The organism is Streptomyces sp. NPDC031474 (assembly GCF_055581185.1).
The window spans coordinates 61110-86267 of record NZ_JBVIJX010000023.1 but is presented as its reverse complement, the minus strand read 5'-3'; the positions used below and the strand labels follow the sequence as shown (position 1 = coordinate 86267).

General features: G+C 71.1%; 19 protein-coding genes. 5 read left to right on the top strand and 14 right to left on the bottom strand.

All coding sequences use genetic code 11. From position 1 onward, the window contains the following. The gene (locus ACZ5SK_RS39345; protein WP_468157564.1) at positions 1–3339 is read right to left on the bottom strand and encodes a S8 family serine peptidase; all 3339 of its coding nucleotides are present in this window, start codon (positions 3337–3339) and stop codon (positions 1–3) included. A gap of 260 nt (positions 3340–3599) precedes the next feature. Between ACZ5SK_RS39345 and ACZ5SK_RS39340 the strand changes: the two genes are divergently transcribed. Further along, positions 3600–4064 carry an NUDIX hydrolase gene (locus ACZ5SK_RS39340; RefSeq protein ID WP_334579839.1) on the top strand — a complete coding sequence of 155 codons (465 nt, stop codon included), beginning with the start codon at positions 3600–3602 and terminating at the stop codon, positions 4062–4064. Positions 4065–4248: 184 nt separating this feature from the next. Next, a complete protein-coding gene (locus ACZ5SK_RS39335) occupies positions 4249–5478 on the top strand; it encodes a glycosyltransferase (RefSeq protein WP_468577351.1) in 1230 nt (409 codons plus the stop codon). Positions 5479–5527: 49 nt separating this feature from the next. Here ACZ5SK_RS39335 and ACZ5SK_RS39330 read toward each other — a convergent pair whose 3' ends face one another. Both ACZ5SK_RS39330 and pepN read right to left on the bottom strand, forming a co-directional pair. Further along, positions 5528–6586, bottom strand: a complete 1059-nt coding sequence (locus tag ACZ5SK_RS39330) for a hypothetical protein (RefSeq protein ID WP_334579840.1) — start codon at positions 6584–6586, stop codon at positions 5528–5530. 206 nt (positions 6587–6792) lie between these two features. After that, on the bottom strand, positions 6793–9399 hold the full coding sequence (gene pepN / locus ACZ5SK_RS39325; RefSeq protein WP_468577314.1) for an aminopeptidase N: 2607 nt from the start codon (positions 9397–9399) through the stop codon (positions 6793–6795). A gap of 150 nt (positions 9400–9549) precedes the next feature. Between pepN and ACZ5SK_RS39320 the strand changes: the two genes are divergently transcribed. Next, a complete protein-coding gene (locus ACZ5SK_RS39320; RefSeq protein ID WP_334579842.1) occupies positions 9550–10194 on the top strand; it encodes a mycothiol-dependent nitroreductase Rv2466c family protein in 645 nt (214 codons plus the stop codon). Positions 10195–10213: 19 nt separating this feature from the next. Here ACZ5SK_RS39320 and ACZ5SK_RS39315 read toward each other — a convergent pair whose 3' ends face one another. The 10 genes from ACZ5SK_RS39315 to ACZ5SK_RS39270 form a co-directional block, all read right to left on the bottom strand. Continuing rightward, entirely contained in the window at positions 10214–10855 is a 642-nt protein-coding gene (locus ACZ5SK_RS39315) for a response regulator transcription factor (RefSeq protein ID WP_334579843.1), read from the bottom strand. Next, the gene (locus ACZ5SK_RS39310) at positions 10852–12072 is read right to left on the bottom strand and encodes a sensor histidine kinase (RefSeq protein ID WP_361700547.1); all 1221 of its coding nucleotides are present in this window, start codon (positions 12070–12072) and stop codon (positions 10852–10854) included. Before ACZ5SK_RS39310 ends, ACZ5SK_RS39315 begins: the two co-directional genes overlap by 4 nt. A gap of 5 nt (positions 12073–12077) precedes the next feature. Continuing rightward, positions 12078–14279, bottom strand: a complete 2202-nt coding sequence (locus ACZ5SK_RS39305) for an MMPL family transporter (RefSeq protein ID WP_361700544.1) — start codon at positions 14277–14279, stop codon at positions 12078–12080. Between the two features lie 133 nt (positions 14280–14412). After that, positions 14413–15306: a TauD/TfdA dioxygenase family protein gene (locus ACZ5SK_RS39300; RefSeq protein WP_334579846.1), complete on the bottom strand. Its 894-nt coding sequence runs from the start codon at positions 15304–15306 to the stop codon at positions 14413–14415. Positions 15307–15381: 75 nt separating this feature from the next. Continuing rightward, complete coding sequence (locus tag ACZ5SK_RS39295) at positions 15382–16725, bottom strand: LLM class flavin-dependent oxidoreductase (protein WP_334579847.1); 1344 nt, start codon at positions 16723–16725, stop codon at positions 15382–15384. 79 nt (positions 16726–16804) lie between these two features. Further along, entirely contained in the window at positions 16805–17542 is a 738-nt protein-coding gene (locus ACZ5SK_RS39290) for an ABC transporter ATP-binding protein (RefSeq protein WP_457494372.1), read from the bottom strand. Beyond that, positions 17518–18411: an ABC transporter permease gene (locus tag ACZ5SK_RS39285; RefSeq protein ID WP_457494371.1), complete on the bottom strand. Its 894-nt coding sequence runs from the start codon at positions 18409–18411 to the stop codon at positions 17518–17520. The genes ACZ5SK_RS39290 and ACZ5SK_RS39285 overlap by 25 nt, the downstream gene beginning before the upstream one ends. Before the next feature lie 5 nt (positions 18412–18416). Beyond that, positions 18417–19472 carry an ABC transporter substrate-binding protein gene (locus tag ACZ5SK_RS39280; protein WP_334579850.1) on the bottom strand — a complete coding sequence of 352 codons (1056 nt, stop codon included), beginning with the start codon at positions 19470–19472 and terminating at the stop codon, positions 18417–18419. Between the two features lie 233 nt (positions 19473–19705). After that, a complete protein-coding gene (locus ACZ5SK_RS39275) occupies positions 19706–20920 on the bottom strand; it encodes an ROK family transcriptional regulator (protein WP_334579851.1) in 1215 nt (404 codons plus the stop codon). A gap of 85 nt (positions 20921–21005) precedes the next feature. Next, positions 21006–21098, bottom strand: a complete 93-nt coding sequence (locus ACZ5SK_RS39270; RefSeq protein ID WP_359160048.1) for a putative leader peptide — start codon at positions 21096–21098, stop codon at positions 21006–21008. A 299-nt stretch (positions 21099–21397) separates the two neighbouring features. Between ACZ5SK_RS39270 and ACZ5SK_RS39265 the strand changes: the two genes are divergently transcribed. Continuing rightward, positions 21398–21976: a biotin transporter BioY gene (locus ACZ5SK_RS39265; RefSeq protein WP_334579853.1), complete on the top strand. Its 579-nt coding sequence runs from the start codon at positions 21398–21400 to the stop codon at positions 21974–21976. A gap of 149 nt (positions 21977–22125) precedes the next feature. On the opposite strand, the gene ACZ5SK_RS39260 is transcribed toward ACZ5SK_RS39265, so the two are convergent. Next, complete coding sequence (locus ACZ5SK_RS39260; protein ID WP_334579854.1) at positions 22126–22839, bottom strand: LPXTG cell wall anchor domain-containing protein; 714 nt, start codon at positions 22837–22839, stop codon at positions 22126–22128. A gap of 213 nt (positions 22840–23052) precedes the next feature. On the opposite strand from ACZ5SK_RS39260, the gene ACZ5SK_RS39255 reads away from it, so the two are divergent. Further along, entirely contained in the window at positions 23053–25149 is a 2097-nt protein-coding gene (locus ACZ5SK_RS39255) for a serine/threonine-protein kinase (RefSeq protein ID WP_334579856.1), read from the top strand. Positions 25150–25158 lie beyond the last annotated feature (9 nt).

The window sequence follows — 25158 nt, the reverse complement described above, 5'->3', positions numbered from 1 at the left end:
TTACGGCGTGACCTTCTCGATCGTCACCTTGCCGAGGCCCGCGACGGTGCCCCGCGCGTTCACCAGCTGGACCTGGCCGAACAGGACCCGGCCCTCCGGTGCGACGGTCGCGGCGGTGACGGTCGCGGCGAGCGTCGTCGACGCGCCCGTGGCCAGCTTCACCGGCGTCGACTCGTCGACGGTGACGGTGCCGAGCGTGGGCGACAGGAACGCGTCCACGTAGTCGTACGCCGTCGTGCCGGCCGGGACCGAGTAGCCCGCGACCTCGATGGTGTACGTGCCGGCGGCGGGCGACGGGATGGAGACCGCCTCCTCCGCGTCACCGTCGGCCTGCTGCGCGACCTGGTTGCCGTTCGCGTCGTAGACCGTCAGGTCCAGGTCGGCGGAGGCGTCGGAGACGTTGCCGATGGAGACGTCCAGCGACTTGGCGCCGGCCGGGACCTCGACCGTGGTGGTCTGGGTCGTGCCGTTGGCGATGGTCGGGCGGGCCGTCTTGGACGAGCCGAGCGGGCCGCCGGCCGGCTTGCCGTCGAAGGCGGCGAAGTTGTTCTTCACCTTCCAGGAGGCGGCGGTCGGGGCGCCGACCTTCGCCTCGGGCACGGTCACGGTCTCCGGGTCGAAGGCCACGCCGTAGACGGTGGCGTCCAGCTTGTACGGGTTGTCGAGCAGCGGCGAGGTGCGGCGCGACTCGACCTCGATCTCCCAGACCCCGGCCTGCGGGTTCTGGTACGAGCGGGCGTCGGGCCGGCACCCGTTGGTGTTGGGGTAGTTGCTGTAGCAGTAGATCGTGGAGCTGTCCTCGACCCCGACGCCGTACGGGTGGATCGAGATGAACCGGGTCTGGCTCTTGTCCTTCAGCCCGCCGATCGCGACCTCGAAGGACTTGGCGCCCTCCGGCACGGTCAGGAAGTAGGACTGGAAGCTGTTGCGCTGCACGGTGTTCGACACGTGGAACGTGTGCTTCACCGGCGTCGAGACGACGACCGTGTTGAGGATCTGCTTGTCGAGGCCCTCGGTCTTCGGGTCGTCGACCTCCAGGATGGCGCTGGCGATGCCCGCGGCCTTCGGCTGGGCCTGGATCCTGACCGTCACCGGCTTGTTCAGCGGCAGCTTCACCTCGTCGGAGCCGAGGATCCGGAAGGTGCCGGCCGCGTTGTTCTCGAGGTGCAGCTTGTGGCGGACCGCCTTGTCGGCGCCGGACGTACGGGTGATGGTGACGTCGTACGTCTTCTTCTGCCCGGCCTTCAGGCCGCTCTCGCGGTCGTAGATGCCGGTGCCGAAGCCCGGGGTCTTCAGCGCCTGGTCGAGCGCGGTGTCGACCGGGGCCTTCACCGTGTAGTCGGAGGTCACGGCGTCGCGGGCGGTGGCGCCCTTCCTGATGGACTTCCAGGCGTCCACGATGTTGATCGCGCCCGAGCCCTCCTCGTAGGCCTGGAGACCCTTGATGTGGTCGGCGGTCGAGGTCAGTGCCGTGCGCAGGATCGCCGGGGTGAGCGCGACCCTGGCCTGCTTGGCGGCGGAGATCAGCAGCGCCGACGCGCCCGCGGCCTGCGGGGAGGCCATCGAGGTGCCCTGGAGCATGGAGTAGCCGGCCGGCAGCGGGTAGCCCGCGTCGGCGACCGGGGAGCCGGGCAGCCAGGTCTGGGTGGTGTTGATCGCGGCGCCGGGAGCGACGAGGGTCGGCGTGAAGCCGCCGTCCTCACGCGGGCCGCGCGAGGAGAACGGCAGCAGCGCGTACTTCTTCGTCACCTGCGAGCCGTAGTTGGAGGCCCAGGTCTCCTTGGAGATGGCCGCGCCGACCGAGATGACCTTGTCGGCGAGACCGGGGTCGCCGATGGTGTTCGCGCCGGGGCCCTCGTTGCCCGCGGAGATCACGAGCTGGACGCCGTAGGTGTCGATGAGGCGCGTGTACAGCTCGGCGCGCGCGTTGTTGCCGTCGTTGAGCCCCGGCAGGCCGCCGATCGACATGTTCACGATGTCGACGCCGCGGTTGACGACCAGGTCGATCATGCCCTCGGTGAGGGCGACGTTGGAGCAGCCCGGGCCGAAGAGGCAGGCACGGGAGGAGACGATCTTCGCGCCGGGCGCGGCGCCGTTCATCCTGCCGCCGAACAGGCCGTTCGCGGCGGTGATGCCGGCGACGTGCGTGCCGTGCTCGCTGGCGATGAGACCGATGTTGGCGAAATCGGCCTTCTTGCCGACCCAGTCGCCGCCGAACGGGTCCATCGGCACGTCCTTGCGGATCTGCACGACGAACGGCTGCCGCTCGGCGACGTCGGTCGCCGGGTTGTCGGTGCCGAAGTACCCGATCTGGTAGCCGTCCTTGTACGGCTTCATCGCGGTGTCGTCGGTGAAGTCGCCGTTGTTGTTCACGTCGACGGTGACCGTGCCGGCCGCGGCGTCGTACAGGACGCCCCACGCGTCGGTGGTGTCGCCGTCGCGGTTGACGTCGCCCTTGGCGTCGCCGCCCGCGGTGGCGGACTCCCGGAAGAGGTTGATCTGGTACGAGCCGGCCTTCGCCGTCCAGGTGCGGCCGCCGAAGGTGAAGGTGGGCCCGGAGACCGAGGTCGTCATCGGGCGCCACGAGGCGTCGCCGTCGAGGATCGGGTCGGTGGAGGTCACCCAGTCGACGATCTTGCGCTCGCCGGTGGTGGTCTTCTGAAGCGCCGGGTGCGCCAGGTCGACACCGGAGTCGAGGATGCCGATGGTGACACCGCGGCCGTCCGCCTTCGGGTTCTTCTTCACGAAGTCGACGGCGCCCGTCTCGAAGGACGGGTTGTACGGGTTCTTGGCGGGGGTGTTCTTGTTCGGCGCCGCGTAGGTCTTCGTCTTCGACGCGGACTGCGCGGACTTGGCGCCCTTCGAGGCCTTCGCGTCCGGCGTCGGGTCGTCGAGGACGATGTCCTGCTTCAGGTCGATGGCGTGCACCGAGGTCAGCTTGGCCGCGGCGGCGATCGCCGAGTCGGCCTTGGCCGTCGGGACGGTGGCGCGGACGTAGCCGACCTTGTCGTAGGACTCGCCGACCGAGCCGCCCTTGACCGCGTCCAGCTCCTTGGCGACCTGCTCGGTCTGGCCGGGGGCGGTCGCGACCATCAGCGTGACGTTCTTGTCGCCGTCGGCCTTCGCCTCGGCGAGCAGGGTGGCGTCGTCGGAGCCGAGCTTGTCGGGGGCGGACTTCACGCCCGGGTCGGCCGCCGCCGGGGTCTGGCCGGCGTCGGCGGCGAAGGCCATGGGTATCGGCCCGGCCGCGGACAGCGCGGCCGCCAGGCCGGCGGCCACGGCTATGCGGGCCACGCGTCTTGTGCCCGATATCGGTTCACGCTCGGGGGTGAGGGTCATCGGCATCCCTTGTAGGTAAAGGAACGAGCAGCACACGACCAGGACGTTCCTGCCTGATCACGGCCGTCCGGAACACGGTCCCGGATGACCGCAAAGCTTTACCCAAGGGACAGGTGTTTGGGGAGAGTTGACCGAATCGATATGGATGTATGGGGAAAACCCTCTACGAGTCACCTGTGGGGAGTCTTCGTGAAGCGTGTGGGCGGGATGTGCGGGACATTTGCCTCTCCTGCCCCGCTTCGAACGGCTAACGTCCCTGTATGCGCAAGAAGTTGAGGGTGGCGGCCTACGCCGTCTGCGTCCGCGACGGCCGGGTTCTGCTCGCCCGCTCACCGGCCCCCGACGGCACTCCCGAGTGGGTGCTGCCCGGCGGCGGCATGGAGCACGGTGAGGACCCCCTCGACACCGTCGTGCGCGAACTGGACGAGGAGACCGGCTACCGCGTCGAGGTGACCGGCCTCCTCGGCGTCGACTCCTCCCGCCGCGTCCTGCGCCGCGAGGGTCTGCGCGGCCCCCGGGACCACCACGGTCTGCGCATCGTCTATGAGGGCCGGATCGTCGGCGGCGAACTGCGCTACGAGGTGAACGGCTCCACCGACCTCGCCGCCTGGCACGACCTGGACGCGGTCGCGGACCTCACCCGGGTGCGCCTGGTCGACGTGGCGCTCACGCTGTGGCGCGAGCGCCCGGTGGACGGACGGGTGTCCCTGCCGCCGCAGGTGTGACGGTCGCGGCCGCGACCGGTCGACGGGTGACCTGCGCGTCACACAGCATGCGCGGACATGTGACGCCGTGTTCATCCGTACGAAATGTCCGTACCGCCTCATATCGGCTAACCCGCACTTCACGGGGATGGCTGGATATCGGTGCGAGGCGGGTGATCGTGTGCGCAGGGGAAACGGACTGCGGGTGCTCTCGGTGTACGAGGGGTTCTTCTCCGGAGGGGCCCGGATCGTGCACAGCGATGTGGTGCTGGGACTGCGTGAGGGCGGCCAGCACCACCGGGTGCTGAGTGTCCACGGCGAGGTGCACCGCGAGGCCACCCGTCAGCGGATGGAGGACGACGCCTGCTACCGCAGGCTGACGGCGGCCGACGTGGGAGTGACATCCCTCGGACGTACATTCGGAACGGCGGGTCTGGATCCGGCCGTCTTCACCGGTCCCGAGCTGGCCGATACCGCTCGGGCGACGGCCGACGCGGACGTCATCCTCTCCCTCAAGGAGCAGCCCCTCGCCCTCCTGCGCCAGGCGGGCCTGCCGCGCCGCCCGGTCGTGGTCTGTCTGCACCGCTCCGACCCCGAGAACCAGGGTCGCGCCCTCGACGACCTCAAGGCCGCGATCGCCGACGGCACCGTCGCGGCCGCCGTGTGCTGCGCGGAGTCGACCCGGGCCGCGTACGAGGCGGCCGGCGTCCCGTCCGCCCTGCTCCACGTGATCCCGAACGGCGTCGACCTGATCCGCTTCCGCCCGGACGCGGCCCGACGCCTCGCGGTCCGGACCGCCCTGGACATCCCGGCCGCCGCCCCGGTCGTCGTCTTCGCGGCCCGCTACGACGGCATGAAGAACGTCCCCCTGTTCCTGGCCGCGGCCAGGGCGTGGCTGGCCGCCGTGCCGGACGGACACGTCCTGATGTGCGGGGCCGGCATGACGGCGGCCAACCCGGGCCTGGACGCGGACATCGCGACGGCGTTCGGCGACGAGGACCACGGGCGGCTGCACCGGCTCGGCGTACGCCAGGACATGGAGGCGGTCTACGCGGCCGCCGACGTCGTCGCGCTCACCTCCGCCTGGGGCGAGGCGGCCCCGCTGTGCCTCATCGAGGGCATGATGTGCGGGGCCGTCCCGGTGGCCACGGACGTCGGCGACAGCGCGGCGATCGTCGCGGGCCACGGCCTCGTGACCCCGCCGGCCCCGGACGCCGTCGCGGCGGCCTGGACGGAGGCGGTGGCGAACCGTGCCGCCTACACCCCGGCCCTCACCGCGAGCCGCGAGCGCTTCAGCCGGACGAGAATGATCGCGTCCTACGCGGCCCTGATCGACCGCGTCTACGCGGGAGCCCCCCTCAGCCTCACCTCCCCGGAGGACAGCCCGAACAACACGAACAGCACGAACAGCCCGAACAACACGAACTACGGCTGAGCCCGCGCGAGCCGGTCGACGGCGCCGCCCCGGTCCGGCGCCGTCGGGACTACCGCGGCAGTACCACGACGTACGCGGCGGGGTCCCGGTCGTTCGAGGCCATCAGGGCCGTACGGACCACCGCCGCCTGCTGCTCCATCGAGTGCCTCAGCTTCTTCGGCGTGATGTACACGACCGTGATGCCCAGGCGCTCCAGGTGCTCGCGCTTGCGCGCGTACTCCGACCACAGGGCGTCCTCGTCCTGGCGCGGCGCCCGCGTGTCCAGCTCCACCGCCACCGCCTGCTCCGGCCAGTACGCGTCCAGGCCGCCCAGGTGGGGGCCGCCGGGCAGCCGGAGGTCGACGTTCCACACCGGGTCGGGGAGGCCGTACTCGCGCACCATCGTGTAGAGGCGGGCCTCCGCGATCGCGCGGCCCTCGGCGAGCAGCGAGTCCACCGCGTCCACCACGTGGGGCCGGCTCAGCAGCTTCGCGTCGTTCAACTCCCGTACCACCGAAGCCGGTTCGCAGTGGCCGCCGCGCACCGCCTCCGACAGCAGCCGGCGTACCACCCCCGCGTCCGTCAGCTCTGCCACCGCGTCGGCCAGCGCGCGCGGCACCGGCGCCACCGGGACGCCCGTGGCCGGCTCGGACGCCGGCAGGGCCGCCGTGCGGATGACGTGCGCGCAGCCCGCCGAGCGCAGTCGGCGCCGGCGCGGGACCAGGACGTCGATGTGCTCCAGGGACAGCAGCGGCGGGGCCGCCGACAGGCCGTGCAGGTTCAGGGCGGCCAGACCCGTGATCATCGCCTCCTGGTACACCGTCCGGTGCGGTTCCCCGGCGCCCGGCTGGGCCGGCACCGCGGGCGCCGACGCCTCGCGGCCCGCGTACATCAGCACCGCGTGCAGCCGCTCCTCGCTGGTCGGCGGGCCCGGGTGGAGCAGGTACACGCCGGGGAGGAGCTGCTGCCAGGGGCCGCCGGGGCGGCACTGCTCGTTGGCCTCGGCCTGCGAGACGCCCTGCGCGCGGAGCTGGGCCGCCGTCGTGACGCGACGGTGGACGTCCGACAGATGGCGGACGGGGCGGGGGGACGCCGAGGGAACGTGGGGGAGCGGGGTGTTGGGGTTCATGCAACGGGGATTCCGCGCCCGGGCGGCGTCTTAACCGCTGTTACACGCCCGTCGACAAACCCGGACAAGCTCACCCTAAAGGACGGGTGTTCGGATGCCGAGTAGGCACCGAAAACCCCTGGTCCCGAATGGGCGGGCCAGGGGTTACGGTTCCGATTGACTGAATTCCGTAACGGTGACCGTCAGCGGAATTCATGGCCAACGATTCAGCCGGCCTGGGTCCCGGCCCCGGGCTCCGCCTGCGCGCCGGCCTCCGCCGCACACGCCTGCGCCCGCAGCGACCGCGCCAGATCGTCCTGCGCCTCCAGCACCAGCCGCCGCAGCGCCGGGGCCGCCGACTCGTGCGCCGCCAGCCACGCGTCCGCCGCCTCCAGCGTCGCGGGGGAGTCCTGCAGCGACGGGAACAGGCCCTTGACGACGTTCATCGCGATCTGGATCGAGCGCTCCGACCAGATGCGCCCGATCGAAGCGAAGTACTTCTGCGCGTACGGCGCGAGCAGCTCCCGCTGCGAGGGCTGGGCGAACCCCGCGATCGTCGCCTCCACCAGCGCGTTGGACAGCGCGTCCGACTCCACCAGCTGGGCCCAGGCCTGCGCCTTGACCGCCGCCGAGGGACGGGCGGCGAGGCAGCGCACCTGGTGCCGCTTGCCGGACGCCGTGTCGTCGCGGGCCAGTTCGGCCGTCAGCGCCTTCTCGTCGGCGAACCCGTGCGCGACCAACGGCTCCAGGAACACCCAGCGCAGCTCCTGGTCGACGTCCAGCCCCTCGATGGCGGCCGCGCCGTCCAACAGGCCCTGGAGCAGCTCGAAGCCACCCGGGTCCTGCGCCGTCTGCGCGTAGAAACGCGCCCAGGCCAACTGGTGCTCGCTGCCCGGCTCGGCGGCGTACAGCTCGCGCTCGGCGCCCTCGGAGAGCAGCGCCCCGCCGCGCGGCCGCCAGTCCGGCGCCGCGTAGTGCACCAGCGCCGAGTCCGCCCACGCGTGCAGCATCTGCAGCACCCCGATGTCGGACTCGCGCCCCGCGAACCGCAGCACCAGGTCGATGAAGTCCTGCGCGGGCAGCAGCGCGTCCCGGGTCAGGTTCCACAGCGCCGACCAGCACAGGGCGCGGGCCAGCGGGTCGGTCATCGAGCCCAGGTGCTCCCGCAGCGTGGCCAGCGAGGTCGCGTCGAACCGGATCTTGCAGTACGTCAGGTCGTCGTCGTTGACCAGCACCAGCTCCGGGGCCGCCGCGCCCACCAGCTCCGACACGACCGTACGCGGCCCGTCGACGTCCGTCTCGGCGCGCGCGTACCGCACCAGAGCGCCCTCCTGGAGGCGGTACAGGCCGATCGCCACCCGGTGCGGGCGCAGCTCCGGGTGCGACTCCGCCGCCTCCTGGACCACCGCCAGCTCGCTCACCCGGCCCTCCGGGTCCAGCAGCACCTGCGGGGTCAGCGCGTTCACGCCCGCCGTCTGCAGCCAGGACCGCGCCCAGGCGCCCATGTCCCGGCCGCTGGTCTCGCCGAGCACCGACAGGAGGTCGCCGAGGCGTGTGTTGCCGTACGCGTGCCGCTTGAAGTAGCGGCGGGCGCCTTCCAGGAACGCGTCCTGCCCGACGTACGCCACCAGCTGCTTCAGGACGGACGCACCCTTGGCGTAGGTGATGCCGTCGAAGTTGAGCTTGGCGTCCTGGAGGTCGCGGATGTCGGCGGTGACGGGGTGGGTGGAGGGGAGCTGGTCGGCGCGGTAGGCCCAGGCCTTGCGGCGGTTGGCGAAGGTGATCCAGCCGTCGCTGAAGCGGGTCGCGCCGACGAGGGCGAACGCGCCCATGAAGTCCGCGAAGGACTCCTTCAGCCACAGGTCGTCCCACCACTCCATGGTGACCAGGTCGCCGAACCACATGTGGGCCATCTCGTGCAGGATGACGTTCGCCCGCGCCTCGTACGACGCCCGCGTCACCTTCCCCCGGAAGATGTACTCCTCCCGGAAGGTCACCAGCCCCGGGTTCTCCATCGCGCCGAGGTTGTACTCGGGGACGAACGCCTGGTCGTACTTCCCGAAGGGGTACGGGTAGTCGAAGTGGTCGTGGAAGAAGTCCAGGCCCTGCCTCGTGACCAGGAACACGTCCTCGGCCTCGAAGTACGGCGCCAGACCCTTGCGGCACATCGCCCCGAGGGGGATCTCCAGGGTCGTACCGTCCGCGAGGTCACGGCTGTAGGAGTCCGTCACATAGTGGTAGGGGCCGGCCACGACACAGGTGATGTACGTCGAGATCGGCCTCGTCTCCGCGAACCGCCACACCCCGTCCGCGCGCTCGCCGACGCCGTTGCTCCACACCGTCCACTCCTGCGGCGCGCGCACCTCGAACCGGAACGGGGCCTTGAGGTCGGGCTGCTCGAAGTTCGCGAAGACCCGGCGGGCGTCGGCCGGCTCGTACTGCGTGTACAGGTACACCTCGCCGTCCTCCGGGTCGACGAAGCGGTGCAGGCCCTCGCCGGTGCGGGAGTAGGCGCACTGCGCGTCGACGACCAGCTCGTTCTCCGCGGCCAGGTCCTCCAGGAGGATCCGGACGCCGTCGAAGACCTCGCCGGGGTCGAGATCACGGCCGTTGAGGGAGACGGACGTCACACTCGGCGCGATCAGGTCCGCGAAACTCGACGCGCCGGGCTCGTTGCAGCGGAAGCGGATCGTGGTGACCGACCGGAACGTGCCCGGCTCGCCGTTCCCGTCGGCGATCGCCGAACGCACGTCGAGGGACACGTCGTACCCGTCGACGGACAGCAGGGCGGCCCGCTCCCGGGCCTCGTCGCGGGACAGGTTCTCACCGGGCACGGGCGGTACTCCCTCGTTAGCGGCCTCAAGGCTCAGGACAGGAGCGATCCTGCCACGCGCTCCTGACCTCGGGCAGCAGGGAATGCGCGGCACCGACGGCGGTGTTGTTCGTGAGAAGCCCTGCTCCATGCGGATCTCTTGAGGAGAGACATGTCCGAGAAGACCCCCGTCGACTTCTGGTTCGACCCGCTGTGCCCCTGGGCCTGGATGACCTCCCGGTGGGTTCTGGAAGTGGAGAAGGTCCGTGACATCGAGGTGCGCTGGCACATCATGAGCCTCGCCGTCCTCAACGAGCCGAAGATCGACGAGCTGCCCGAGGAGTACCGCGAGCTGCTGGAGACCAAGGCCTGGCAGCCGATCCGGGTGGTCACCGCGGCCTGGCAGAAGCACGGCTCCGACATCCTCGGCCCCCTGTACACCGCGCTCGGCACCCGTATCCACAACGAGGGCCAGGGCCCGGCGCGCGAGGCCGTCGAAGGCGCCCTGGCGGACGTCGGCCTGCCCGCCGACCTGATCGAGTACTTCGACCAGAAGGACTTCGAGTTCGACGCCGAGCTGCGCGCCTCGCACAAGGAGGGCATCGACAAGGTCGGCCAGGACGTCGGCACCCCGGTCATCGCCGTGCCCGGCGCCGACGGCGAGCAGATAGCCTTCTTCGGCCCCGTCGTCACCCCCGCCCCCAAGGGCGAGGAGGCCGCCCGCCTCTGGGACGGCACCCTCGCGGTCGCCTCGGTCCCCGGCTTCTACGAGATCAAGCGCACCCGCACCAAGGGCCCCGACTTCAGCAACCTGTGACCCGAGTGGCGGGGCCGTCTCACGGCCGGCGCAGCAGTCCCCGCTCCATGGCCACCACCACCGCCCGGGTCCGGTCGTTCACGTCCAGCTTGGCGAACAGACGCAGCAGGTGGGTCTTGACGGTGGCCTCGGAGATGACGAGGCGCCGGCCGATCTCGGCGTTGGTCAGCCCGTCGGCGACGGCGCCGAGGACGTCGGTCTCCCGGGCGGTCAGCGCCTCCTGCACCGGGCGCCGCATCCGGGCGACCAGCTTCTCCGCCACCCGGGGCGCGAGCACCGTCTCACCGCGCGCCGCCGCCCGGATCGCGTCGACGAGCTGCTCGCGCGTGGTGTCCTTCAGCAGGTAGCCGATGGCGCCGGCCTCCACCCCGCGCTCGATGTCCGCATCCGTGTCGTACGTCGTCAGGATCAGCACCCGGGTGCGGGGGTGCCGGGCGACGATCTCGGTCGTCGTCGTGACCCCGTCGAGGACCGGCATCCGCAGGTCGACGAGGGCCACGTCCGGGTCGTGCCGCTCGACGAGGTCGAGGGCCGCCCGGCCGTCGCCCGCCTCGCCGACGATCTCGATGCCGTCCTCGCCGGCCAGCAGGGCGATCACCCCGGCCCGCATCACGGTGTGGTCGTCGACCACGACCACCTTCAGCGTCGCCGCCTCCCTCATGCCGATCCCTCCTGAGATGTCTCCTGCGATGTCTCCTGCGCGATCGTCGCCGGGATCATCGCCAGGACCCGCGTCCCGTCCCCGACCGAACTGGTCACCGTCAGCCGCCCGCCCAGTTCCGCCGTCCGCTTGCGCATCCCGTCCAGCCCGAAGCCCCGCGACTCCTCCACCGCGAACCCGGCGCCGTCGTCGGTGATCTCCAGCTCCACCCCGTACGGCCGCCGGGCCAGCACCACGCCGACCGTGGAGGCCCGGGCGTGCTTGCGTACATTGGCCAGGGACTCCTGGGTGCAGCGCAGCAGCGCGATCCGGGTCTGCTGGTCGCAGTCGAGGTCGGCCAGCTCGGCGTCCACGGTCAGCCCGGTGTCCTCGGCGAAACGGTCCAGGATCCGCCGCAGGGTCACGGCGACGGAACCCGCCGCCGCGCCCGGCTGCCCGCCCGAGCCGACCAGCTCCCGTGCCTCCGCGAGGTTCTCGCGGGCGGTCGACTCGATCGACCGTAACTGCTGGGCGCTGCGCGCCGGATCGGCCGTGATCTGGGCCCGGGCCGCCTCCGCGAGCACCACGATCGACGCGAAGCCCTGTGCGAGGGTGTCGTGGATCTCCCGCGCCAGCCGCTCCCGCTCGTCCGCCGCGCCCTGCCGCTGGTGCGCCTCGGACAACTGGGCCTGTGTCTGCTCCAACTCCTCGATCAGCCGGGCGCGTTCGGTGCTCTGCTCGACCACCGAGTGCGCCCACAGCCCGATCAGCACCCCCACCGCGACGACGATCAGGGTGGACACGGCCGTCTCGCCGAGGAACTGCGCCGTCCAGCCCTGCTCCAGCCAACTCCCCAGCAGCGTCGAGGCGGTGGCGAGTCCGAGGAACCCCATGGAGATCCGCGGGGTCCGCCCGAACATCCAGTAGTGCGGCAGCGTCACCATGAACAGCGCCGCGTAACTGCTGTGCAGATACGCCAGCCCGCCGAGCGCGAGCACCAGCACCATGAGGTACCCGTGCGGCCGGACGACGGGGTTGCCCGGGAAGCGGTCCAGGAGCGCGTAGCTCAGCACCACGCACGCCAGCAGCGCCAGCGCCTCGTACCTGGCTTCGCCGGGCCGGCCCTGCGAGACGATCCCCGCGGCCATCGCGGCGAACAGCACCCAGCAGATCATGTTCCAACGGCGCAGCGAGATGGCCCAGAAGGCGTCGGCGGAGGGCCCGGCGAGAGCGGTCATACCGATCAACGTACGTCGACCACGGGCCGGTCGGGGGGCAGTTGGGCCTGCGGAGCGGCCGCCTGGCGGGCCGGCGGCCGCGACGGCCACCAGCTGCGCTCGCCCAGCAGCAGCATCACCGACGGCAGGATCAGGATGCGCACGACGAAGGCGTCCAGCAGGACGGCCGCCGCGAGCACGAACCCGATCTGTTTCATCTCGATGATGTGCAGGAAGACGAAGCTCACGAACACGGTCGTCATCACGACCGCAGCACTGGTCACCACGCTCGCCGACCGGCGGACCCCGTCGAGGACGGCCTGCCGGGTCGGGGTCCCGGCCAGCACGGCCTCCCTGATCCGGCTCACCACGAACACCTGGTAGTCCATGGACAGGCCGAAGAGGATCACGAACAGGAACAGCGGCACCCGCGAACCGATCGAGCCGGTGGAGTGGAAGTCCAGCAGCCCCTCGGCCCAGGTGTGCTGGAACACGAGCACCAGCAGCCCGAGCGCGGCCGCCGCCGACAGCAGGTTCAGGGCGACGCCGATCAGACCGAGGGCGACGGAACGGAACGCGTACAGCGTCATCAGGAAGGTCACCAGCAGCAACGCCCCGAGAACGAGCGGGAGTTTGCCGTTCTGGTGCGCCGGATAGTCGGTGTACCGGGCGACGTCACCGCTCACGCCGTACTCCGCGCCGCTGATCCGGCCGACGGTGGCGGGCAGATAGTCGTCGCGCAGATGGTCCAGGGAGTCGTAGGCCTGGTCGGAGTCGCCCAGGTGGGGCACGTGCAGTTCCAGGGTGCTGATCCGGTGGTCGGCGGAGGTGCGCAGCTCGTGGGCGCCGGTGAACAGGGGGTCGGCTTGCGCACGCCCGGCCAGCTGCCGCAGGGCGTCGCCGACCGCCCCGGCCTGCGCGGCCTCGGCGCGTACGACGACCTGGTGGGTGACCCGGTGCTCCGGGAACGCCGCGTTGAGCCGGTCGTACACCCGCATCGCGGGGATCTCGCGGGAGTGGGTGTCCCGGCTCATCTCGGTGATGTGCAGACCGGCCAGCGGGACGACGAGCGCGAGCAGGGCGAGGACGGAGACGCAGAGGGTGGCGAGCGGATGCCGGGCGGCGGGACGCAGCAGAGCCGTCCAGACCCGGCCGCCACTCTCGTCGCGGGTGCGGCGGGCGGGCTTGCCCCGCTCGGCCCGGCGTGCCGCCCTGCGCTCGGCGCGCCGTCCCAGCACGGTCAGCAGCGCGGGCAGCGCCGTCAGGGAGCTGGCCATCGCGACCAGGACGACCACGACGGTGCCGGTGGCCAGTGAGGAGAAGATCACGTCGGAGGCCAGATACAGCGTGGCCGTCGAGGCGACGACCGCGAACCCGGACACCACCACCGCCCGGCCCGAGGTGGCCGCCGCCAGCTCCACCAGCGCCTGCGAGCTCAACCGCCCCCCGCTGCGGGCCCGTTCCTCACGCTCCCGCTTCAGATAGAAGAGCGTGTAGTCGACGCCGACGGCGAGTCCGATCATCAGGATGACGTTGGTGCCGACGCCGGTGTCGGGGGAGAGGTGCGAGGCCGCCATCGACAGTCCGACGGCCGCCGCGATCGAGGACAGCGCGAGCAGCAGCGGCACGGCGGCCATGGTGAGCGAGCCGAACACGACCAGCAGGGTCAGCAGCGTGACCGGCAGGGTGATCTTCTCCGAGAGCGCGAGATCGTCCCCGCGCTGCTCGTCGACTCCCTTGCTGATGGAGGGACTTCCGGTCTCCTGGAGCAGCAGTTCCGGGTGGGCCCGCTGGACGGCCCCGGTCTGCGCGGTGAGCGCGTCGACCTTGTCCTTGGCGTCCCGCTCCTCGCCCTTCAGGGCCACCTCGACCATGAGGATCCGTCCGTCGGCGGACCGGACCGGCGCGGCGACCTCGGCGACCTCGGGCAGCCGCTCCATCCGGGCGGTGAGCTCGCGGACGGCCGCCCGGGCGGCGGACGCGTCGAGGGTCCCGGACCGCGCCGACACCAGCACCTGCTCGGTGGACCTGCGTTCCAGTTTCCCCTCGGCCGCCATGGCCTCGGCCCGCCCGGCCTCGCCGACCCGGTAGTCGGCCGTCCTCGCGCTGTTCATCCCGACGGCACTGCCGACCGCCAGACACAGCGCCACGAACACCAGCCAGCCGACGATCGCCCGCCAGGGGTGCCGCGCGCTGGAACGCGCCATGCGCACAGTGAGTGAGTTCATGCCCAAAAGCCTGGTTGACCAGGGCAGTTGCCGGACAGAGGTACCCGGTTGAACTTCCCGTCCACCGATCGGTGGACGGGAAGCAGGGGGAAACCCCCCGAGGGGAAGGGGGGAAACCCCCTGCGGAGCGTGGCTAGGCGGCTACGGACGTGTAGTGCGCCGCGTCGCCCTCGATCGCGTAGCTCTCCTTGCCGTCGATGCCGACCGGGATGTCGCCGGCGACCGTCACCCGGTGCAGCCGACGGGGGCGGCCGTCGTAGTTGTCGACCGCGTAGTGCTGGGTGATGCGGTTGTCGAACAGGACGAGCTGGTTCTGCGACCAGCGGTGGCGCAGGATGTTCTCCGGCCGGGTGACGTACGACTGGAGCAGATCGAGGATCTTGCGGGACTCGGCCGGCGAAAGGCCCACGATGCGCTGCGCGAACCCGCCGATGAACAGGCCGCGTTCGCCGGTCAGCGGGTGCACGCGGACCACCGGGTGGACCGTGCGGTACTTGATCGAGGTGAACTGGGCGCGCGCGGCGGCCTGCTCCTCGTCGACCGTCTCCTGCGGCACCGCGTAGTCGTAGTCGTTGGTGTGCTCGGCCCACAGGGTGTCGGCGAGCTGCCTGAGCGGCTCCGGCAGCTGGCGGTAGGCGGCCGCCGAGCTGGTGATCAGGGTCTCGCCGCCGTACGGCGGGAGGACCAGGCTGCGCAGGGTGCTGGCCTGCGGCGGGTTGAGGACGAAGGTGACGTCCGTGTGCCAGTGGTTGGCGGCGCGGCCGCGCTCGCTGTCGACGGGCAGCACGTTCGGGGCGCCGTCGACGGCCGGCACGGTCGGGTGGGCTGTGGTGAGGTCGCCGAAGTGGCGGACGAAGGCCTGCTGGCCCTCGTCGTCCAGGTTCACGTCGTCGAAGACCAGGGCCTTGTGGACGTTGAGCGCCTCGCGCAGGGCGGTGTGCGTCTCTTCGTCGAGGGGCTTGGCGATGTCGACGCCGAAGACGTGGGCGCCGATGTTCGCGGTGACCTTGTGGATCTCGATGCTCATGGGAGGGTCCTTTCGAAGGAGGTCGAAGGAGGTCGAAGGAGGTCGGACTACGGGCGGACGAGGGTCGGACGAGGTTCAGACCAGGGCGGGTGCGGGAGCGTGCACGTACTGGTTGGCGGGGCGCGGGAGGCCGTATCTCTCGCGCAGGGTCGTGCGCGGGCCGTACTCGCCGCGCAGCAGGCCGCGGGCGCGCAGGAGCGGCACGACGTGGTCGACGAAGGCGTCGAGGCCCGAGGGCAGGACGGCGGGCATGATGTTGAAGCCGTCGGCGGCGCCCTGGGTGAACCAGGTCTGGATCTTGTCGGCGACCTGCTCGGGCGTGCCCGCGAAGGTGAGGTGCCCGCGCCCGCCGCCGAGCCGCCCGATCAGCTGCCGGACGGTGAGCCGCTCGCGCCGGGCGAGCTCCACCACAAGGGTGTAACGGCTCTTGGCGCCCTCGACGGCGTCCTCGGAGGGCAGCTCGGCCGGCAGTTCGCCGTCCAACTCCAGAGAACCCTCCGGAAGTTGAAGCAGCCGCTCCAGGTTGGCGACCCCGTGCCGGTGCACGAGGTGATCCTCAAGCACCTGCTCGGCGGCCCGCGCCTCGGCCTCAGTGGAGCCGAGCACCGGGACGATGCCGGGCAGCACCTTGAGGTGCTCGGGATCGCGGCCGGCCGCTGCCGTACGTGCCTTGATGTCGGCGTAGAAGGCCTGCGCGTCGGCGAGCGTCTGCTGCGCGGTGAACACCGCCTCGGCGTACCGAGCGGCGAACGCCTTGCCGTCCTCGGACGATCCCGCCTGCACCAGCAGCGGGTAACCCTGCGGTGAGCGCGGGACGTTGAGGGCGCCCTCGACGCTGAAGTACGTCCCCCGGTGCCGGGGCGGATGGATCTTGGCGTCGTCGCCCCAGACCCCGGACGCCTTGTCGGCGACGATCGCGTCGTCCTCCCAGCTGTCCCACAGCTTCAGCGACACGTCGAGGAACTCGGCGGCACGGGCGTACCGCTCGGCGTGCGCGGGCTCGGCGTCCAGACCGAAGTTGCGGGCGGCCTCCGCCCCGGCCGTCGTGACGATGTTCCAGCCCGCCCGGCCGCCGCTGATGATGTCGAGGGAGGCGAACTTACGGGCCAGGTTGTAGGGCGAGTTGTAGGAGGTCGACGCGGTGGCGATGAGACCGATGTGCCGGGTCGCCGTCGCCAGCGCGGTGAGCAGGGTGAGCGGCTCCAGGGCGCCGGCGGGGCGCTGCGCGAGGTTGCCCCACAGTTGCGGGCCGTCGGCGAGGAAGAGCGAGTCGAAGGTGCCGCGTTCGGCGATCCGGGCCAGGTGGACGTAGTGGTCCAGCTCGACGTGCGCGTACGGGTCGCTCTCCGGGAGCCGCCAGGACGCCTCGTGGTGGCCGGTGTTCATGAGGAAGGCGTTGAGATGGAGCTGCCGGGTCATATCAGGGTCCTTTGGCGGGTTTATTGGAGGGGCCTTTGGAAGGGCCTTGGAGTGTTTTCCGCATGAGGGGAGCCGGCGTTCACCCGACGTCCTCCGTCACGCCCAACGCGCCGAGCAGCCGCTGGCGGTACTCGCCGAGCAGCGGATCCCGGTACGAGCGCGGGTGCGGACGGTCGACGGCGAGGTCGAGGCCGATGCGCCCCTCCTCGAGGACGAGCACCCGGTCCGCGAGCACGATCGCCTCATCCACGTCGTGCGTGACCAGCAGCACCGAGGGCCGATGCCGCTCCCACAGCTCGCGCAGCAGCCCGTGCATCCTGATCCGGGTCAGCGCGTCCAGCGCCCCGAACGGCTCGTCGGCGAGAAGGAGTTCGGGCTCGCGAACCAGTGAGCGGGCGAGCGCGGCACGCTGCGCCTCACCGCCGGACAGCTCGCCCGGCCAGGCCCGCTCACGGCCCGCCAGCCCCACTTCGGCGAGGGCCGCACGTCCCTTCTGCTCGGCGTCCTTGCCGTCCAGCCCGAGCAGTACGTTGTCCAGCACCCGCCGCCAGGGCAGCAGCCGGGAGTCCTGGAAGACGACCGACACCCGCTCCGGCGCGGTGAGCGCACCGCTGCCGACGACCTCGTGGTCGAGCTGGGCGACGGCCCGCAGCAGGGTGCTCTTGCCGGACCCGCTGTGCCCGAGGAGCGCCACGAACTGTCCGTCGGGGATGTCGAGGTCGACGCCGTCGAGGACCGTCCGTCCGTCGAACGACCGCGTCAGGCCGCGCAGTTGGACGGCGGCGGGGCGGGTCAGCTGCTCAGCGTGCGGCGCCATGACAGTGCCCTCCTTTCGATGAGACGGACCGCGCTGTCGGAGACGAGACCGAAGACGCCGTAGATGAGGAGGCCGACGAGGATGACGTCCGACTGGCCGTAGTTCTGGGCCTGGAACATCAGATAGCCGAGGCCGCTGGTGGCGTTGATCTGCTCCAGGACCACCAGACCGAGCCAGGAGCCGGTCACTCCGAGCCGGAGTCCCACGAAGAATCCGGGCAGGGCGCCCGGGATCACGATCTGCCGGATGAACCGCACCTTCGACAGGCCCTGCACCTCGGCGAGTTCGACGAACCGGTGGTCGATGCCGGACAGCGCGGCATGGGTGTTGAGGTAGATCGGGACGTAGACGACGATGGCGATGATCGCGATCTTGAAGGTCTCGCCGATGCCCAGCCAGAGGATGAACAGCGGGATCAGGCCGAGCGTCGGGATCGCCCGGTTGAGCTGCACCGTTCCGTCGATCAGCGCCTCCCCCGTCCGGGTCAGCCCGGACGCCAGCGCGAGCGCCACCCCGGCGACCAGACCGATCGCGAAGCCGTATCCGGCGCGCTCCAGCGAGGTGAGGATGTCGGTGGGCAGCGTCCCGTCGGTCCACAGCCGCGCGCCGGTCCGCACCACCGTCCAGGGCGCGGGGATCGCCCCGGGGTCCAGCCGGCCGGCGGCCGACGCGACGGCCCACACCCCGATCAGGAGCAGGGGTCCGGCGAGGCGGGCGGCGGGCAGCCGTTTGCCGGGGGCGAGCCCGCGGCGCCGGCGGCGACGGGCACGAGAACGGTCGTCAGCGGTGACGTCGGGTGCGGCGGTCCCAGCCGTGGCCCCCGTCGTGCTCCCCGTCGTCGTCCCGGTCGTGGTCACGGTCGTGGTCATGGCCGTCACTTCCGGTACTCGGCGGTCACGGACTTCGCGGCGATGCCCTCGAAGCGGTGGTCGAAGAGCGAGGAGACGTCGAACTTCTTCACGAAGCCGCCCTGGGCGAGCAGGTCCGCGGTCTCCTGCTCCCATGCGATCGCCTCGTCCCAACTCGGCGGGAACAGCGGCTTGTTGGCGAGGGCGGTGATCGACCTGGCCTGGTCGAGGGTCAGGTTCTGCGTCTTGACGTAGAACTCCTCGTTCCAGACGTCCGGGTTCTCGAACTGCCACACCTGACCCTGCGCCCACTGCGGGATGTACGCGGCGACCGCGGCCGCCTTCGCCCTGTCGTTCAGCACGGACACCGGCGCCCACAGCAGGTTGAGCAGGTCGACGACGTCGGTGGTGATCGCGTGGGCCCCCTTGTGCCCGTACTGCTTGAGATAGGCCGGGGCCTGCTGGTTGGCGAGCGGGGCGATGTCGACCTGGCCCGACTGCAGGGCCGTGAGGAACTGGTTGCTGGTCAACGGCACCAGCTTCACGTCGTCGTACGTCAGGCCCGCCTTCTTCAGCGCCCGCAGCAGGACGACGCCCTGCGCCTGCCCCTGCGAGAACGCCAGCTTCCTGCCCCGGAAGTCCTCGACGGTGCGGATGTCGCTGCCGGGCTTGGTGGCGAAGAGATAGTTCGGCTTTCGTGTGAGATCGATCGCGACGATCTTCGCGTCGAAGCCCTGGTAATGCGCCTGGATCGGCGGAATACCCGCGTTGTTGGCGAGGTCCAGGGACTTCGAGCGAAAGGCGTTGATGACATCGGGACCCGCCCCGATGTTCACCCAACTCGACACCGTGAACGGCAGCCCGGGCAGTTTCGCCAGCTTGAACTGCAACTGCTGGACATTCTGGTAGGAGGCGACCTTCAGGCTGGTGCCGGCCGGCACCTTGGCGGCGAGCGGCGCCGCCGAGGCCCCCTCGTCACCGGTGGCGGCACTGCTCTCGGCGCAGCCGCTGAGCCCCGCGACACCGGCGGCGGCGCCGAGCAGAGAAGCGAGGAAGAGACGCCGGTCATAGGACGAAGGCATGGGAGGACCCCCAAGGGAAAGCAGCGAAAAAGGCAGGCGGAATTCCGGGCACGACAGGGCCCGAGAAAAGGAATTCACGAGGAATTCACACAGGGAAAGACGCGAGAAGCAGGAGATGCAGGAGAAGGGGCGCGCTCCCGGCGCACCGGGGCGTCAGCAACAGAGAGTGCGACAGCTCATGGAACGATGTTCCTGTTCTCGTGCGGGGCCTGTCAACATTCGGAGTTTCTGAATTAACTCGGCTCGGGTGAGATGCTCGGCGCCGAGGCCAGCGGATCCCGGTAGAGCACGTCCAGCGCCACCGCCCCGCCCGCCACGGCGAGCACGGACTCCGGGAAACTGCTCCGCGAGACCGCGGCGCCCCGCCCCGCCCCGACCTCCTCCCGCAGCGCGGCCAGGCAGTCCTCCCGGAACAGCACCCCCACCTCGGCGACGACGACCCGCTCCGGATTGAGCACGTCCAGCAGCAGCCCGGCCGCCCGCCCCACCATCCGCGCCCGCTCCCGCAACAGCCGTACGGCCACCGGGTTTCCGCCATCCGCCGCGGCGAGGACATGCATCGGGTTCACCCCGTCGATCACCCCCGCCTCGCGGGCCCGCCGGCACAGCGTCCGCTCGCTCAGCTCCGCCTGGAGGCAGCCGACCCGACCGCAGTCGCAGCGCTCCGTGCCGCCGGCCAACGGCAGATGCGCGATCGCGCCCGCCTGCGAACGCGGCCCGTGATGCACCTCGTCATGGGTGGCGAACGCCGCGTCGACCACGTTCCCCACGAACAGCTGCAGCACACTGCGGCTGCCGCGCGCCCGCCCGAACAACCGCTCCGCGTTGACCAACGCCCGTGCGTGCCCGTCCACATGGACCGGCAGCCCGGTGCGCACACCGACCGCCTCCCGCACCGGCACATCCCGCCAGCCCAGCAGCGGATGCTCGACGACGACCCCCGAGTCCCGGTCCACCCAGCCGCCCACGGCGACCCCCACCCCGAGGACCCGGCAGCCCGGGACCTCGTCCAGCAGTGCACCGAGCCCGTCGCCGGCCCGCGTCAGCACCGCACCCGGATCGAGACCGCGATGCTTCAACTCCCGCCGCGCCACCACCCGTCCCCGCAGATCCAGCAGCGCGACGGTCGTGTACGGCACCGCCACATGCACCCCGCCCACCAGGAACCGCGAGTCGTCCAGATCCACCGGAACGTGCGGCCGGCCCACCCCGTTGCGGCGCAGGGGCACGGCCGCCTCCCGGATCAGGCCGAGCCCGGTGAGGCGGGCGCAGTGCTCGGTGACGGAGGCGGGGGACAGCCCGGTCAGCCGGGCGATGGTGGAGCGCGCGACCGGCCCGTGCTCCAGCACGGACCGCAGAATCACGCTGGCGCTGGTGCGCCGCCGGTCGCTGTCGGCGAGCCGGGGAACGGAGGAGACAGGCAGGGGTGGTGCCGCGGTACGGGGCATGGGGAACTTCCTCGGAAGTCGGGAGCCGGTCCGACACTGCGCCGTCTGTGGAGCGCGGCGCGCCGGATGATCGGCTCCGCCCGCCTCACACCGGAGGGCGACAGGCGGCAGCGCTCACGCGCCGCAGGTCGACATGGCGACGCGACGAGAAGTTCAGGGCCTGGGCCTGGGCAACCATGGCTCGAAGCTAGCAAATCGGACCAGCCCCTGCCCAGACGGCGACCGACGGGCGAGACGGCCGCCGCTCGGTCGTGCCCGATTGGCGAGACCCTACAGAGGCCGCTCACGGCGCTTCCGTATCCCGAGCCACCCCACCTCAGTGACCAGGGTCACCTCGAACCGCGTGTAACGCCCACGCTTTGTCCGGAGCCCACCAAGCTCCCGAACGCCCGTTTGTCGACTACTGACGGTGAGCGGCCGCATGCCCCTGGGATAGCGTCACCGTGTCCCGCTCCACCCCGATCCCGCGGAGTCCCCATGAGCAGCACCGCCGCCGCCCCCGGCCGCCCCGGGCAGGTCCTCGCCGACCTGCTCCCCGCCTCCCGCGTCCGGGACATCGCCCTCGTCCTCGCAGGCGCCGTGCTCACCGGTCTCGCCGCCCAGATCGCGGTCCCGGTGCCCGGCACCCCGGTCCCCGTCACCGGCCAGACCTTCGCCGCGCTGCTCGTCGGCACGTCCCTCGGCGCCCGCCGCGGGTTCTCCGCCCTCGCCGTCTACGCGCTGGCCGGTCTCGCCGGCGTGCCCTGGTTCGCCGACGGCTCCTCCGGCGTCTCCGTCTCCTTCGGCTACATCCTCGGCATGATCCTCGCGTCCGCCGCCGTGGGCGCCCTCGCCCGCCGCGGCGCCGACCGTTCCATGCTGCGCACGGCCGGCGCGATGCTGCTGGGCGAGGCGATCATCTACGCCGTCGGCGTGCCGTACCTGGCCTACGCCGCCGGCATCTCCGCCGCCGCCGCGATCGCGGCCGGCCTCACCCCGTTCCTGATCGGCGACGCGATCAAGGCGATCCTGGCGATGGGTCTGCTGCCGACGGCCTGGAAGCTCGTCAAGCGGTGACGGACTTCAACGGACCTCGGCCCGGCTGTTGCTGAAGATGACGGCCGGTCGACCTGGCGCACGGCCCGGTCGACCGGCCGTCATCGTTGTGCCGTCCCCTTGCTTCCTCCCTTTGCTTGTTCACCGCCTCTTGCTTCCTCGGGGAGAGCTCAGCTCTCCGGTCGCCGCCGGGACCACCACAGGCCGGCCGTGCCCGCCGCGAGCAGCATCGCTCCGGCCGCGCCGAGCGGCAGCAGCTCCCGTCCGACGCCGGTCTTCGGCAGCTCGTCGCCGCCGGGAGCCACGGGTGTGTTGTCGGTGCCGAGGAGCAGCGGGGTGGCGGGCGCGTTCGGCGACGGGTTCGTCGTACCGAACGGCACCGGGCCCTGCTGCCAGAACGTCTTCTTCCCGTCACTGCTCTGGACGGGCAGACAGATCTTCCCGGTCTTGCTCAGATCGAAGGTCGCGTCGACGGCGTACGACTTCGACGCCCCGGCCGCGAGATTGTCGATGGGGCAGGAGAAACCGCTGTTGGATCCTTCCGGGAGATCTTTCTCCGCTATCGCGGAACATCCCTGAACGCTTTTGACCGCGAGCCCGTCGAACCCGACGACCAAAAGCCTTATCTGTCCGCTGTCCTTGGTCCCCTCGTTCTTCACCGTGGCGGTGATCGCCGTTTTCCTGGAACTGTTGTCGACCGAGATCCGCTCCGGCAGCAGTGTCGTCGTCTTCACGCCCGCGGGCGCCTCGTCGACGGGCTTTCCCCCCTTGCTGCTGCCGGGTCCCTGGTCGTCCGCCCCGGCAGGAAGGGAAAGGATCAACACTGCCGAGAAAGATGCCATGACCAGCGATCCGGCGATGGTCGTCGCACGACGAGAACTCATGTTCGTCCCCCTTGGCTGCGCCTGAATTCGCAGTACTTGAAGAGGTACCACAAGATTTCTCCGCACTATGCTGGTACGGCACTAAGTGTGACTATTGTGTTTCAGGGGCCGGGCAATGCAGAGCAGTCGAGGGGGTGCAGCGGATTGCCGGGAAATTCGGGAAACACAGGGAATCCGGAGAACTCGGGGAACGGCGGTTTTCCGGGGTTGCTGGTGACGGGGCGCTATCGGCTGGTCGAGAGTATCGGCCAGGGGGGAATGGGGCGGGTGTGGCGAGCCGCCGACGAGGTACTCGACCGGCAGGTCGCGGTGAAGGAAATGCGCATCGACGGCCTCGACCCGGAGGACACCCGCACCCGCCGTGAACGCACCCTGCGCGAGGCCAGGGCCACCGCCCGCATCGACCATCCCAACGTGGTGCGCGTCTACGACGTCGTGGACGAGGGGGAACGCCTCTGGATCGTCATGGAGTTGGTGGCCGGCCGTTCCCTGGAGCGGATCATGGCAGAGGAAGGACCACTGGGCCCGGCCGAGACCGCCCGCATCGGCCTCGGCCTGGTCACGGCCCTGCGCCAGGTCCACGCGAGGGGGGTCCTGCACCGCGACATCAAACCGGGCAACGTCCTGGTGGAGGAAGCGGGGAGCAGGGAGCGGGGCGAACGGCGCATCGTCCTCACCGACTTCGGCATCGCCGCGATCCAGGACGCCAAGGCGTTGACCATGGTCGGCATGCTGGTCGGCTCCCCCGACTACATGGCTCCCGAACGCATCTCGGGCCGCCCGCAGGGCCCGCCGTCCGACGTGTGGTCCCTGGGCGCCACGCTCTGCGCCGCCCTGGCCGGCCACTCGCCCTTCTCCCGCGACACCACGCTGGCGACCCTGCACGCCGTCCTCTACGAGGATCCCCAACTCCCCTCCAACGCAGGGCCGTTGCGTGACGTTCTCGCCTCCCTCCTGGAAAAGGAACCCACGGTCCGCGCGGCCCTCACCGACCTGGAGTCGACCCTCGCCCCCATCGCCCACCCCCCTCCCACATCGACACTGACAGTGGACGGAGCGGGAACCAGGCCGCCCGACCCCCGTGATCCCAGGCGACCGGAACCGAGGCAACCCGATGCGGAGCGACCCGAGGACGCGCGTCCCGGGCCTGAGAGGGTCGGGGGTACGGCCCCACCAGCTCCGCCCCAACCGCCCGTCGCATCCACTCCTCCCACCCCTGCCGCCTCTCCCGCCTCTCCCGAGCCTTCCGAAGCTTCCACCGAGGCGGCCTCGGAGCTGCGTTCGGAGTCCGGCTCGGAGCCCCCCTCTCCCAGCCCGTCACTGCCACCGGCACCTTCGCCGTCACCTTCACCTTCGCCGTCACCGCGCCCGCGCCCGGGGGTCTCCCTAGTCCGAGCCGACGCGCTGACGGAAAGCAGGCCGGGACCGGACGGCGCCCCCGCCCGGCAGGCCGGCCCCGTGCCGCGCGCCCACCCGTACACGGACGCGCACGCGGACCCGCACGCACAAGTCCGTCCGGACGCGGAGACCCGGCGGCGCGAGATACCGCCGGGCGGTGAACTGCCCGGCCCGCCCGTCCCGTCCGGGGCCCGGCGCCGCAGGGGCAGCCGCCGCCCGGGTCACCGCGCGCCGTTCCTCACGGGCCGCCGTGCCGGTGTGCTGGCCGCCGTCGGGGTCGTCGCCGTGGGCGCGGTCGTCGCGATCGTGCTGACGTCGGCCCCCGGCTCGCACGACGGCGGCGACCAGGCCGGCGGCTCCTCGCCGATTCCGTCCCCCGCCACAGCGAAGGCCGCCACCACCCCTGCCCCCACCCCTTCGACCTCTTCGACCCCTTTGTCCTCACCGACGGTCGAGGGGACCTTCAGGCCGCCGAGCCTGCCCCCGGGCGCGCATCAGGAAGCCGGTGGGTTCGCCTGGGCGACGCCCAGGGGCTGGCGGCGGGACGTCAAGACGGGCGCCGAGGTGCACTACACGTCCCCCGACGGCACCCAGGAACTCGTCGCCAAGTCCTCCCTGGCCCGCGGCGACCTCATGGACACCTGGCGGACCTCCGAACACAACGCCCACCAGGGCCAGGACTACCGCAAGATCCGCCTGGAGGAGACGACGTTCCGAGGCAGGCCGGCGGTCGTCTGGGAGTACACCTTCACCCTCCAGGGCACCCCCTGGCACGCCCGGCTCCTCGGCTTCGACGACAGCGGGAAGTCCTACCAGATCAACACCTGGTACCAGCCCGAGACCGAGACGACGGCCCTGAAGACGTACGAGAAGGTCAAGGACAGCTTCACCTTGAATCCTCCCCCTCCCTGAGGGGGAGGG

Coding starts and splice junctions, on each gene's coding strand:
- ACZ5SK_RS39345 (WP_468157564.1), bottom strand. CDS start 3,339: ATGACCCTCACCCCCGAGCGTGAACCGATATCGGGCACAAGACGCGTG.
- ACZ5SK_RS39340 (WP_334579839.1), top strand. CDS start 3,600: ATGCGCAAGAAGTTGAGGGTGGCGGCCTACGCCGTCTGCGTCCGCGAC.
- ACZ5SK_RS39330 (WP_334579840.1), bottom strand. CDS start 6,586: ATGAACCCCAACACCCCGCTCCCCCACGTTCCCTCGGCGTCCCCCCGC.
- ACZ5SK_RS39320 (WP_334579842.1), top strand. CDS start 9,550: ATGTCCGAGAAGACCCCCGTCGACTTCTGGTTCGACCCGCTGTGCCCC.
- ACZ5SK_RS39315 (WP_334579843.1), bottom strand. CDS start 10,855: ATGAGGGAGGCGGCGACGCTGAAGGTGGTCGTGGTCGACGACCACACC.
- ACZ5SK_RS39310 (WP_361700547.1), bottom strand. CDS start 12,072: ATGACCGCTCTCGCCGGGCCCTCCGCCGACGCCTTCTGGGCCATCTCG.
- ACZ5SK_RS39305 (WP_361700544.1), bottom strand. CDS start 14,279: ATGAACTCACTCACTGTGCGCATGGCGCGTTCCAGCGCGCGGCACCCC.
- ACZ5SK_RS39300 (WP_334579846.1), bottom strand. CDS start 15,306: ATGAGCATCGAGATCCACAAGGTCACCGCGAACATCGGCGCCCACGTC.
- ACZ5SK_RS39295 (WP_334579847.1), bottom strand. CDS start 16,725: ATGACCCGGCAGCTCCATCTCAACGCCTTCCTCATGAACACCGGCCAC.
- ACZ5SK_RS39290 (WP_457494372.1), bottom strand. CDS start 17,542: ATGGCGCCGCACGCTGAGCAGCTGACCCGCCCCGCCGCCGTCCAACTG.
- ACZ5SK_RS39285 (WP_457494371.1), bottom strand. CDS start 18,411: ATGACCACGACCGTGACCACGACCGGGACGACGACGGGGAGCACGACG.
- ACZ5SK_RS39280 (WP_334579850.1), bottom strand. CDS start 19,472: ATGCCTTCGTCCTATGACCGGCGTCTCTTCCTCGCTTCTCTGCTCGGC.
- ACZ5SK_RS39275 (WP_334579851.1), bottom strand. CDS start 20,920: ATGCCCCGTACCGCGGCACCACCCCTGCCTGTCTCCTCCGTTCCCCGG.
- ACZ5SK_RS39270 (WP_359160048.1), bottom strand. CDS start 21,098: ATGGTTGCCCAGGCCCAGGCCCTGAACTTCTCGTCGCGTCGCCATGTC.
- ACZ5SK_RS39265 (WP_334579853.1), top strand. CDS start 21,398: ATGAGCAGCACCGCCGCCGCCCCCGGCCGCCCCGGGCAGGTCCTCGCC.
- ACZ5SK_RS39260 (WP_334579854.1), bottom strand. CDS start 22,839: ATGAGTTCTCGTCGTGCGACGACCATCGCCGGATCGCTGGTCATGGCA.